This window comes from Phyllobacterium trifolii, from assembly GCF_014192095.1.
GTDB lineage: Bacteria > Pseudomonadota > Alphaproteobacteria > Rhizobiales > Rhizobiaceae > Phyllobacterium > Phyllobacterium trifolii.
This window is the reverse complement of the sequence record NZ_JACHXN010000018.1, coordinates 1-11,847: the sequence shown is the minus strand read 5'-3', so window position 1 is coordinate 11,847 and position 11,847 is coordinate 1. Positions and strand designations below refer to the sequence as shown.

Sequence of the window (11,847 nt, the reverse complement as noted above, 5' to 3'; positions counted from 1 at the left end):
AAAACACCTTTGTTCTGTTCACTGAAATGTCAGACCTGGATTTTGGAGTTGCCCTCGAATGCCTTTGCTCAATCGCGCGATCGAAATGCAGGACGAGGTTTCCGCGTGGAGGCACCATCTGCATGAGAACCCAGAAATAATGTTCGACGTGCACGAGACAGCGCGGTTCGTTGCAGAAAAGCTGCGCCAATTCGGTTGCGACGAGGTGGAAACCGGCATTGGGCGTACCGGTGTCGTCGGAATCATTCGCGGGCGTCATGGCGAAGGTCCGACTGTGGGCTTGCGCTCCGACATGGATGCGCTGCCACTCACTGAAATTACCGGAAAGCCCTGGGCATCCCGTGCGGACGGCAAAATGCACGCCTGCGGACATGATGGCCACACCGCAATGCTCTTGGGTGCCGCGCAATATCTGGCCGAGACCCGTAACTTTGGTGGTTCAATCGCGGTTATCTTCCAGCCCGCGGAAGAAGGCGGTGGCGGTGGCCGTGAAATGGTCAAGGACGGCTTGATGGAGCGCTTCGCCATATCGGAAGTCTATGGCATGCACAATATTCCCGGACTTCCCATTGGTCAGTTTGCCATTCGCAAGGGTCCGATAATGGCAGCAACGGATGAGTTCACCATCATTGTCGAAGGTCACGGCGGCCATGCAGCGCAGCCGCACCGGACGATTGACCCCGTCGTCATCGGCGCTCAATTGGTCAATGCCCTGCAAACCATCGTCTCGCGCGGTACAGACCCACTTGATTCTGTCGTTCTGTCCGTCACCAAGTTTCATGCCGGCGATGCCCATAACATTATTCCTCAACGGGCCGAACTCGCTGGCACCGTTCGCACCTTGCGCCCAGAAATGCGCGACTTTGCCGAAAAGCGCCTGATCGAGGTCGCTAAAGGCGTTGCCGGAGCTTTGGGCGCAACCGCAACTGTCAATTATGCCCGCAACTATCCAGTAACGTTCAACCATGCTCGAGAAACCGACTTCGCGGCCAAAACGGCTCGTAGCGTCGCTGGAATTGATGCGGTCAACGAGGAAGTCGCGCCCATGATGGCCGGGGAGGATTTCTCCTACATGCTGGAAGCACGTCCAGGAGCGTTTATTTTCATAGGCAACGGTGAAAGCGCCTCGCTGCACAATCCGTCCTATGATTTCAACGACGACGCAATCCCGCACGGCATCAGTTACTGGGTGCAATTGGCTGAAAGTGCTCTCCCCCCGTCATCCTGATTGGCACCGGACTACTGGAAATTTCCACTCATCTTGAGACTTGGCGACCGCCGCGAAAAACAGTATGTCAGGTCAGTTGGTCCCGTAGCTCAGTAGGATAGAGTGTCTTTAAAAGCATACTGGTGTTACCGATCGAACGAACGCTATGATATATAAGGGCTTTTGGACTGGTAACGTTACCATATTGAAAGTTTTTTGATGTCTGGCTTAACGTCAATAAAACCGCTGGATTGTTACAAGCGCAGGGCTTGCGGATAGTCACCAGTCGCGTCCACGCAGCCCAGTAGGATAGAGGATTTTTAGTACCAACAAAGTTCCCACTTAGTGCTTACGCATTGTTCTGCTGGAGTATTTATCCTGTGGAAACGCTATCCTCTTTCTTTACAGAATTGTTGAGGGCGTCTCTGGTCTTCCACGACAAGTTTTTGCATGCGCGGATGTTGACTGGCGTCAAAAGTGCTTTATCCCTATCAAGGTGGAACCCGGTTTCCCCGCCTCACGGCCAAGCGGCCATCGCTGCATCCGGACCCCTTTCTTAAAATAAAATTGTGCCGCGAACCCATAAGGGAATTTGGGGGGAGCAATCTACTTACTTTCCTGTCGCCTACAAAGGGCTAGTCGTCGCCCGAATGGAAGATACGCTGCAGTCGCTCCATCGAAGATGGCCGACCGGGTGCCTTGTCTTAATATTCGCAAATTTAAACAGCTTGTTAAGCCACAAAGTCAGTTGATTGGAATACGGCGCTGGGTTAAGTAACGAACGTTAGTGTCCACGTAGCTCAGTAGGATAGAGCACAGGATTCCTTTTAAATTGGGCGTTATGTTTGGAAACTTCATAACGGATCTGCTCAAAGTCGGGGAACGCTTCGCTGTCTTTCAGCATGCCAATCCCGAGCCAAGCCCCTTGCGGGGAAGGTGTAGAGACTGGATGGGCAGCACCTAAAGGTTTTTGGCCAACGGTGAAGGGACAGTCCAGACCACGAACGTCCGATGGGCGGCGGCGAAAGTCGAAGTGGTATGAATCCTGGGGTCGGAGGTTCGAATCCTCTCGTGGACACCATTCTTGGTTCGCCCGCCAACCACCAAAGGTTTTGGGCTCACGCGAGTATTCCCGAGTGAAACTGTAGTAGACTTGGCAAGGCCGGAATCGTCTCCTCGACTCGCTGTGGAATCAGAGTGACCGAAGCAGTTCCATCACATCATATTCCATGACGATCATTCGCGGACGACCCTGATCACCGATCTGAAGCCCAGTCTCAACAAACTCTACACCGAACTCTCCTCGCTCCACTTGAAGGACCCAATCCCGTAGAAGCTGAAGATCAACGACATCTCGTTTTTCAGACTCAGCTGGATGATGCGTTATATCGAGATTCAATGTAGGCGCTGGAATGTTTTGGCTTATAATGTGACGTAACTTATCCATCTCGCTTTTCTGGCGTCTAATCACAGTGCGGTAGAACTCGATCTCCGAGACCTCTGATGGGTCAGATTGGTCCAGAGTCTTTTTCTGTACAGAAGATTGCTGCGACAGATTTCGAGATAATAACGTCATTATTTCGTCGAAAGATCCACGCCAAATCCGAAGTAATGTTGCGTAACCCTCCTTATCATTCAACAACGTCGAGCGTTTGGGAAATTTCGTTCCATGCAGCAGAATGCCCTTCTCCGACACTAGTTCTGCCACTGGATCGATCGGGGGCTGCGCGCCAACTAGTGTAGCGCAAATATGAGCGATCTTATCTAGGTTGTCCCTCCTCAACGTTTGTGAGGGATCAGTTTTGGCAACTAAATCTTTTGAACGTACGCGCGCTGCTTCAACTAAGCGCGCCGCTTCAGACAAAGGAAATAACGAGCGACCACCTCTGCGCCTTGTCATGCGATTTCCCTAAGAGAAGAAATTGACGTGGGAAGTTTGAGAAACTGCGGGTCAAATGGTGCCATAAAGAATTTCTTTGCCTCGTCGGACTGGAGTCCGAGATCATCCAGGCTGAGTGCATTATGGCTCATTGCGTGCAAATCCTCTCTCGAAACATTCTCGAGAAGGTATTGGGCAGCCGCTTCATATGCACGTACCGTCTCCGCCGCTGTTCGACGCCCCGCTGATATGGGCTGAAATCTGCTCTTGATAGCCACCTCATCGATCATGCGGCGGCATGTATCAAGTGATTCTTTGTCTCTGTACCCTCTGTAGACCCGTCCATACTTTTGCACGAAGGCCACTTGTTCAAACTCTGAAACATGAAGCCATTCAACCACGGTGTTATCGGCTTGAGAGATCAATGACTTTCTGCCATCTTCATCCTCGGCCATTCCTTCTCGGACCATGGTGGAAATTTGCGTAAGTAGATTTTTCGTTTCGATCATGCACTTGGCCAAAAGCGATTGCTTGGCATTAAAATCGTTAATCAGTTGGGTGCACTCCTTAAGCTCCCACTTAAGTTTTTCAAAGTCGCTTGATCCCTTTTGGGTCGTTAGTAGCCTCACACGTATCTCGTGTGACTCGTCCACTGCGTCGTTTATCTCCCTACTAGTTATGGTTAGTCTTCGGGAAAGGAGAGAGCCGTATCCCACGAGAGGATCCTCCCATTCCGGTCCTGTAAGGAAATGCCGACACAGCACACAACTGTCAGGACCGCCTTCAACCGGGCCGTATGTCGAGTTGTCACGTCCATTTTTTACTTCGCGCCGAATACATACCCCACCGTCATGGCATCGCGTTCCTTCCCAAGGACAAATCCCAAGCGCTCGATTCGTCCAAAGTATTCTGTCGCCGCCGTTTTCGGGCATCGCATTCTTAAGGGCATCTGGATGAGTGGACACTGTCCGGCGCTTAACCTGTTCGAAGGAAAGAGTTTTGAACTCCGTAAGGGCCGCGCTTGTCATTGTAGCGACTAATTTCATTGCGCCTTCATCAAGCGATCTGGTTATTTGTGCCGGGCTCAATTGATGGTAGTAAATAGTCATCAACAACGACTTATGACCTGCGATAAACTCGCTAACAACCTCAAGCGGCACTCCAGCTTGGATCAGAAGCGTTATTCCGGCTACACGCATTCCATGTGCGCCGTATTTGGATTTTTTGGGTCGCCCATACTGGTCTAATCCTACAAAATGGTCGACGTCCTCCGGTTCGCAAGTCTCATTCCAGCGGTTTTGTACTTCAAATAATGCATCGAGCCAGAACCTATTACGCATGGTGGCTTTGGGGATGCCAATGTCAGGGATGCGCATTAGAGGGATAATGTCAGGATAACTATCCAGTCCTCCTTCATCTGCCTTGTTCGCGCCGTCGACGTATTCCTTTCCGGTAATCGCGCGATTAGTGGGATTCCATGTCTGTTGCCAGATCCGCAGATCTGTTACCAACTTATGAATTCGCCTGTTGTGCCAAGGCACAAGGAAGGGCTTCCCTGTTTTGTTTGTATTGATCCAAAGTCCTGCAACTCTTGGATCATTGGTTCGCCTTATGCAGCCACGGTAAGGATCCGCTGGATCGGATGTCGACCAGTACCCTGCTAAGGGACCTGTATTTTCTTCCCACTTCTCAGTCGTAGGGTTGAAGAGTTCTGGATCGCCTTCTCCGCTGTCCAATCGGACGAACTGCGCTATACGCTCAGGTATTTCGTATGGAAGTAAAAATAACGTAGGAAGGACCGGAACATATCTTCTTTGTCCCGCTATAAGTGCTTGGCAATATGGGTGTTTTCCCGGCCAGCCGTCAGCACCCTCCTCGAGAATCTCCTGGAGCAACCTATAATATCGCATCGGTAAGGCTTTTGACGCAGCGCTTCCCAAAGGTTGGCCTTTGCCACTTCGCCGCAGGTCGTTGACCAATTTGAGACGTTGGCGTTCCGGAATCAAATCGTAGTATGGCTTGCCCAGTACCTTCAATTGCAGCAATTCTGCCATATGGTTGGAAAACTGGCGAATTTTTGAAAGATCGGCGACAACGGACAACGAAATGGCGTCAAGCCCTCGCGATGAGCGACGTTCGTTGAGAAACTCTATCAAAGAGGGCTTATGCTGACGTTGTAAAAAAAATTCCGGACTTGAAACATCTGTCCCTGTTTCATTCAAGTGATTGAGATAGGCCGCGAGCTTCTGAAGAGCCGCTACCGCACCCGTTGTTGTTGCCCGAACAGTACCGCGCCAATCGTTCCAACCCTCCATCCAAGCGGTGAGATGACGGGGAATATTATTGATTAAATCAGCCGAATTAACCGACCCGGGCACTGCTGAGCGCGACGCTCGACCCATGGCGATGATCTGCGGATCGCCAAAGTAAGTTCCAAATGCCGTCGCTAATTTCCGAAGACACTTTCCAGCGATGTTACCTCTCTTGCCCCAGATTTCCTCTGTGCGAAACTTTTGGCGCGCGCTATCATAGTAAAACCCAAAAAAAGCTCTAACCGTTTCACTGCCGAGATCGTCAAGCGAGTCGGCTCCTGTCGAAGCCATACACAATCCGGAAATAATCAGTGTTAAATACCTTTGGTAGCCTTGCTGATTGTCAGGAACCATGCGGCCATATATTTTCTCGGGAACTCCCCACTCGCTCAATTTCGCTTCTAGGTCCCGACCGAGCTTTGAGTTTTGCACTATCAAGGCTGCAGAAGGACCCGTAATCGTATCCTCTCGTCCTGTGAAATGCATAAGGCTCATCCGAACCTCCCCCATCTCGCGAGACTGAAGCAACTGGTTAGTCCAACCCACTATCTCCCGGATGAGGGTATTATATTTAATAGTAGATTCCGTTAGTTTTTGCCGGACGCTAGGGGGTATTGAAGTTACTTCGGTTATCGCAGACGCGATGAAATCCGCCCGATCGGATTTCCGAATGTAATCCCACTGCGTGAGGTTTAGCTCCACTGTCACTTGGATCACCCAATCGCTATTCTTACGAAATCATCCAACAACGAACTGACCGACCGGAACGCCGGGAACTTCGGAGCGAATTCAGAATCCGCTAGTCGCGCTTCGACTTCCTGAAAGATTCTATTTATTTCTGAATCAGTCGATAGCGTGTAAACTCTTGAGCTCAGAGGGCTTTTGTGGTGCATCATTTTTTGGATGGCTATCTCATTATGGCCTAAGCTGGCCAATGTATGGCCGTACAAATGCCTCAGGCCATGCGGTGTTGTGCCGTGATATTTGCTGACATGGAGCGTCACGCTGGGATTTTTCGCGATAGTACGCGCGAAAGCTCTACGCCAACTTCCTATCGAGGCTGCTACGGTATAGGGATCGCCGATCTCGGTTCCTTGGCTAGGAATCGCTCGGGTGTTAATCAAAAAGAAAGGATGGTCGGGCAAGCCCCGATGTTTTCGTATCCGCATAACTGGGTTGCGTACATTTTTGATATAATGGTAGTAAGATCGAACGAGAAATTCCCTAGCACCTGGCCAAGGAAGAAAATGCATCTGACAGCTAAAGTCATTGTCAAGCAATAAGTTCTTCCAGCCCGCCTTACACTTGTCGGCGCGAATATTACGCGGAAGCATATTGTATTTCCGAATTAGAGTTGACTGCCTGTTTTCAGTGCCTCCACCATCACAAAACTGTTGGGGATGTCTTAAAAAGACAACTAATCTGTCATCTACCACATGCAGATCATTGGTCCACAGATGGAGCGGTTCCGATCGCCGCGAGCCACCTAGCAATAATATTGCGAGCATGCGACCTGTCTCATCAAAGGTGGTTTGAGTGATCGAGTCTAAATTCCCAGTATCAAAACCTTCACTCAAAAATGGTATCAACAGTTGGACTGGAAATCTTTTTGTGGGAGAGGGTGTATAGGTCCTATCTTCCTTTCCAATGATCCTCGAAAACATCCTAGTTTGTTTTTGTGCGGGATCGTCATTGTTCAAATGCTTCAGGAAGCTAAAGCCGCTGACTTTAATCGCAGCAAAAGTCGATTCCAGATAATCGGGCCCATCGGAAGGCATAATATCGTAGAGATTGGCGGGATCGCCGATGCGGTCGTTTATCCTCAAGTAATCCAGAAATTTCTCTAAGGAAAACCCAAGACTTTTTAATAAATCTAGTGAAGGGCACGGGCTCCAGTATAGGCCTGTTTCATCGTAGAGACCCGAAGGTGTCGGAATAATCGTTCCCATTTTCAAATGGTTGCAAAACAAATTCAACCGTAATCTGGCCGGGGGAATTATCGACGCGGAGTCTGGTTTGTCTAATAGGTGGGCCGTTTGTACCTGGTGATCGTATAAGAGACCCAAAGCTTTCGCAACGCGTCGGTGGTTTGTGCAAGAAACAGCAGAATTCGAAACACAGTAGTCAACAAACGTTGCGAGTGGTCTGGGTGGCTCGCCTGGCTTGCCTAAAAACGGGACCGGGATTGTTAATCCTGGCACCGTGGGGTGCCGCATATTTACAATGGTGTGATGCGTCGGAATAGCAAATCCAAGACGAGGCAGGGCTTTTTGAAGTCGGCGACTTGAGAACATGTGATCCGACGTGGCCAACCCGTTAGTGTGATGGTTTGTTCCTATACCGCCTTGCCCAACGCTCTCCCACAAATACAGCGGTAGGTCCGTTTCCGTAGAATTTTGCACTTGCTACTCACTCCTGACCTGCGTCCCCAGTCGACGTCCCTCTCCCACACACGACACTTTTTGCTAACGATCAAGTACACCCGTTCACGAGCCCTCCAAAAATCGTTAGAAAAATTCGCGTAAAATATTATATTACAATTTCAATTAGTTAGGATAGATTTGCAAAATTCGTTTGTAGGATTCGCACTCAATATTTGAATATTGAATCCTTTGTGAAGTGCTTAATGAAACTTTTATTTCATTGAAACACAATGCGTGATCATCGCGACTCAAAGAACAATCTGAAGAATCTGGACTGGGCTTGCAACCTCCAACACTTTAGGTCCTGTAGGTTTGGCAGTTACATCGGAACGTGATCCAGACCTAATAGGCCGTCCAAAACGATAATTGAAATTGCGATTGCAGCGGGGTGCGCTTGGCTTGGTGGACTGGAACAACCATTCATGTCCACGCCCACACAAGTGATGTGTTTAAGTGGCATGTAGCATGTAGCCGCATGTTGTGGGAGATGGGAGGCAAGCGATCCTTCAGCTGTCTTCACACTTAGTTTAGAAGTCGGAATCCCTCCGGAACATAACTTCGCGCCAAGCGTCCAAACCAATGGACCAAGAAAAACTCGAGGCGTCGAAATTTCACGCGCACGTTTGACTAGTTGTCAATTCTTGCTCGCTATTGGTGTGCTCTGTATCCAACCTAGAGAACTACCATGCCGGAAAAGACCAAAATTGAGGCTCGGTCCTTTGCCGTAGCTGGTGCCGTAGTGCTAAGCATCATATGGCTCGGACTATTTATCGTCGTTTCATTTCATAGCAACAGGTGTGACGACAGTACACTCTGGAGCTTGTTTGCGCCGCGTACCTGGTGGGATACTCATATCTCGTGTCTCAGGATGAATGAGGTTGGGGACACTGCCGCTGGTGCATTCGCGCCGCTAGCCTTCATATGGTTTTTGGCTACTGTATTCCTGCAACGCAATGAACTGCAGATCACGCGGGATGAGTTGGCAGTCAGCCGTGGTGTGGCGATCCGTCAGGCCGAAGAATTCGAAGATCAAACCCTGCACATGGCAGCGGCAAATGAAGCGACCCTTAAGAGTATACAGACTTCATATCGGCTCAGCGTCATGGATCGGTGGCTGAAACTATCAGCAATCATAAGAAGGGCTCAGCGCGAGGTGACCTATGACCCTTTTGTTCAAGAAGGGCTGACTGAAGATTTAAGAAGGCTATTTGAAGAAGCGGCAAGCTTGGCTTTTAACCTTGGTGATAGGGCTGTAGAGACTTGGTTTCAGAAGGTATTGGACCTTGATACGCAATTACAGTTCCTACAAAGCGAACTATTTGCCTATGAACATGAGCAATACGACGATCCCGAAAGAGTGCCACCCGCGGGATTAGAGGCCGAGATAGAGGATTGTCGACGAGCGATGCTCGATATCATACACGGTGATGAGATACTCTTTAACATTGCAAAGAAGCACTTTGCACCTCCAAGCTGAGCAAAGCCAAGAGTCGAATTAATCGCGCGATTAATCTGTTCGACTTCCGGCCGCTCTGCCACACCATTACGATTCCAGAGCGACTCTTTTCGCTATCAGAGCAAATATAGAACAAACACGGTAGCGGCGGCCGTTTAAGCGACAATTTGAACTGGACACCCTCTGTCTGACATGGGGACGGATAGATTTGTCCGGAGAGGAGAGAGCCAATGAATGAAACGGCGCGGAAACATGATGATGATGTCGAACGACTGATTGCCGAGCACAATGGCGATGTCCAGGCCGCGATCACGGTTCTTCTGTCGGAACGCAGTTTCCTGATGAAGGAACTCGAATACGCATCATTGGCCATGGGTTACGTCCCAATTCCGCAAACTATTGACGTCAGCCCATTTGAGTTTCTTAATATCTAGGTCGCTTGGTCTGTCAACGGCGCACTAGCGATTGAGAGCCGTACGCGCTCCAGCCATTGATGTTGGAGGAGTCTGTCATGTCTCTGCATCTTTTTGAAAAACTCACCTACAGCGAAGACGACTGGTACATTATGCAGGACGCCCACCTTAAGGCGTGTGAGCTTCTCGGCGAAGACCCCGTGTCCTACGAAAATGCGGATCGCCTGGCACGCATCATAATGAACCTCTTCGATGGAGGCGCGCGCGACTTTCAGATCATTGCGTCGATTGCGGCTCATCGTGAAGCTGTTTTGGATCGACAATGGGCCACGTATCATTGATTGCCGCAAAACATGTATGATCGCCAAATCTTCGAAAGATTTGGTGGCAGGCCGTGACTTTGACGAAACTGCAGATTTCTGGATTTTCGGCCTCGAATGCGATCCGCTGTTTGATCGGCACTATACGCCGCACGGCCAGACTGAGCTTTACACTGAGCGTCGAGATGCAGCATGATTGGCCTGCCGATACCCCCAACTGGCAGCCGGCCAAAGATTGAGACTTCATTTAACCAAGCCGCCTCTACGGTCCTGAGACATTCGTTCTGGATGGATCGTTTCACGAACTTGCCGCACGGCATCGACGAAGCCGCCTCAATCGGTAGTTCGTGGAAGCCCTGATTTACAGAAGCGAAGCTTCCGTTCCACAACGCGAAAGCCGCACCAATCGAAGCCGCTTCTTTCAGTGATGGCTGAAGCTACTTGCCTTTGGCGTCGCCCGCTGGCGGACCCGAGCGGACGCGACGAGCGGTACTGCCAGTGGGCTGGTGACACTGTCTTACCCGCCGCTCTTCCATGGTGGGTTTTTTCTTGCCTATGGAACATGCCGAATGACTTAAAAAACTGCGGCCGAATACTTGCTTCGTGTGGTGGACAGGCGAAAATGGTCCCGCTTTTGCCCTGTTAACTAGGAAATTCACCATGAGGGAAGATGAACGCATTTGGGCCGTCAAGGAGGTCCTATTCGACTATGTGAAAAGCCCTTCTCTGCGCCATATCCGTGACCCTCATTCGGTAATCAAGTTGGCGCGGGAAATTGTCAAGAAAATAGACCGCGGTAATTCCATCTGGAGGAAATGGGATGGTCAACGTGAGATTTTGCTCAAGTCTGCTATGAATTGCTGGATACCCGTTGAGGAATTGCGTGACTTTCTCAATGGCATGCCTGGACCAGCGCTTACGACGACGGACGTTTCCCAGCGCCTTAGAGCATTCGAGGACGAGGACTATTATTCATACCCAAAGGATGAGCTTCAGGAAGGCTGCTTGGCCATATATGAAAAGGAAAAGGCTGAAGGTACAGAGCTACCAGCTATCATAGGTCTTCTTCGAGATTACGTAGAGCGCGAGGAAGAACGCTTGCGTGTCGAACAGCATGAAAGGTACGGGCGCTTACGTGAAGAAGATAGATTGGCGCGGGAGCAGCGTCTCCTATCCGGCGCTGACTGCAAATGGACCCAACTGGCGAAATCGCCGCATTGGTATTCTCGCGTCAATGGCCGCACTTACCGCCTAACGCCCACTAACGACAAAATGTGGAATCTCTATCGCATCAATTCGCCTTTAGACAATGAAAAGGGCGCTTTAGTTGGCAAATACCAGCGACGCGGTGAGGTTACGAAAGTAATCGCGCAAATGGCGTATCAGCCGGAACCAAAGTGGTAAACCGTGCATCGGCATTCTCAAGAGGTCAGAATATGCAGCTGGTGGAGGATAACGTCCGGTTTATAACGCTGGTAGCGTTTTCGGTACATTCCCATTTCCTAACGGGCTGACGCCAATTATTTCCGCCTCCGACTACGCTAGCGATCCACGCGCAATCAAAGTCGCGAACGCTGCGGTTCGGTTGAATGAATTACGTGAAAATTGGCTCAACCCGACCGATCCGGTGGTTCGCATGCCAGTGGTTGTTCCGGGTTATCCCGACCGTATCTTGCCAAAGGATTCCAATTCCGAAGCAATATTGAAACAGCGCACACTTACCAATCTCTACAACGCCCGCCATGGAGTTGCCCCATAAAAACCGGACAGGATCAGATTTCTGTTTGACGGTTCAAGAACTCACGCGGCGACTGATACCCTAATGCCTTGTGCGGGT

At 50.2% G+C, this 11,847-nt stretch carries 9 protein-coding genes; 6 read left to right on the top strand and 3 right to left on the bottom strand.

The features are described from left to right. Nucleotides 1-58: 58 nt before the first annotated feature. Nucleotides 59-1,228: a M20 aminoacylase family protein gene (locus tag FHS21_RS22325; protein WP_183664042.1), complete on the top strand. Its 1,170-nt coding sequence runs from the start codon at nt 59-61 to the stop codon at nt 1,226-1,228. A 1,171-nt stretch (nt 1,229-2,399) separates the two neighbouring features. On the opposite strand, the gene FHS21_RS22320 is transcribed toward FHS21_RS22325, so the two are convergent. From FHS21_RS22320 to FHS21_RS22310, 3 genes are all read right to left on the bottom strand, one after another. After that, nucleotides 2,400-3,107, bottom strand: coding sequence for a hypothetical protein (locus FHS21_RS22320; RefSeq protein ID WP_183664040.1), 708 nt, complete (start codon nt 3,105-3,107; stop codon nt 2,400-2,402). Beyond that, nucleotides 3,104-5,893, bottom strand: a complete 2,790-nt coding sequence (locus tag FHS21_RS22315) for a VPA1269 family protein (protein ID WP_183664038.1) — start codon at nt 5,891-5,893, stop codon at nt 3,104-3,106. The genes FHS21_RS22320 and FHS21_RS22315 overlap by 4 nt, the downstream gene beginning before the upstream one ends. A gap of 218 nt (nt 5,894-6,111) precedes the next feature. After that, complete coding sequence (locus FHS21_RS22310) at nt 6,112-7,347, bottom strand: site-specific integrase (protein WP_183664036.1); 1,236 nt, start codon at nt 7,345-7,347, stop codon at nt 6,112-6,114. A 1,159-nt stretch (nt 7,348-8,506) separates the two neighbouring features. Here FHS21_RS22310 and FHS21_RS22305 point away from each other — a divergent pair. The 5 genes from FHS21_RS22305 (at nt 8,507) to FHS21_RS22285 (ending at nt 11,414) form a co-directional block, all read left to right on the top strand. Continuing rightward, nucleotides 8,507-9,298: a hypothetical protein gene (locus tag FHS21_RS22305; protein ID WP_183664034.1), complete on the top strand. Its 792-nt coding sequence runs from the start codon at nt 8,507-8,509 to the stop codon at nt 9,296-9,298. 209 nt (nt 9,299-9,507) lie between these two features. After that, entirely contained in the window at nt 9,508-9,711 is a 204-nt protein-coding gene (locus FHS21_RS22300) for a hypothetical protein (protein WP_183664031.1), read from the top strand. 77 nt (nt 9,712-9,788) lie between these two features. Next, nucleotides 9,789-10,031 (top strand): hypothetical protein, encoded by a 243-nt coding sequence (locus FHS21_RS22295; protein WP_183664029.1) that lies wholly within the window; start codon nt 9,789-9,791, stop codon nt 10,029-10,031. A 53-nt stretch (nt 10,032-10,084) separates the two neighbouring features. Continuing rightward, nucleotides 10,085-10,249 carry a hypothetical protein gene (locus FHS21_RS22290; protein WP_183664028.1) on the top strand — a complete coding sequence of 55 codons (165 nt, stop codon included), beginning with the start codon at nt 10,085-10,087 and terminating at the stop codon, nt 10,247-10,249. A gap of 421 nt (nt 10,250-10,670) precedes the next feature. After that, nucleotides 10,671-11,414 carry a hypothetical protein gene (locus FHS21_RS22285; protein WP_183664026.1) on the top strand — a complete coding sequence of 248 codons (744 nt, stop codon included), beginning with the start codon at nt 10,671-10,673 and terminating at the stop codon, nt 11,412-11,414. Nucleotides 11,415-11,847 lie beyond the last annotated feature (433 nt).

Excerpts from the sequence above, each read along its gene's own strand:
- FHS21_RS22325 (WP_183664042.1), top strand. The coding sequence starts at position 59 with ATGCCTTTGCTCAATCGCGCGATCGAAATGCAGGACGAGGTTTCCGCG.
- FHS21_RS22320 (WP_183664040.1), bottom strand. The coding sequence starts at position 3,107 with ATGACAAGGCGCAGAGGTGGTCGCTCGTTATTTCCTTTGTCTGAAGCG.
- FHS21_RS22315 (WP_183664038.1), bottom strand. The coding sequence starts at position 5,893 with ATGAGCCTTATGCATTTCACAGGACGAGAGGATACGATTACGGGTCCT.
- FHS21_RS22310 (WP_183664036.1), bottom strand. The coding sequence starts at position 7,347 with ATGGGAACGATTATTCCGACACCTTCGGGTCTCTACGATGAAACAGGC.
- FHS21_RS22305 (WP_183664034.1), top strand. The coding sequence starts at position 8,507 with ATGCCGGAAAAGACCAAAATTGAGGCTCGGTCCTTTGCCGTAGCTGGT.
- FHS21_RS22300 (WP_183664031.1), top strand. The coding sequence starts at position 9,508 with ATGAATGAAACGGCGCGGAAACATGATGATGATGTCGAACGACTGATT.
- FHS21_RS22295 (WP_183664029.1), top strand. The coding sequence starts at position 9,789 with ATGTCTCTGCATCTTTTTGAAAAACTCACCTACAGCGAAGACGACTGG.
- FHS21_RS22285 (WP_183664026.1), top strand. The coding sequence starts at position 10,671 with ATGAGGGAAGATGAACGCATTTGGGCCGTCAAGGAGGTCCTATTCGAC.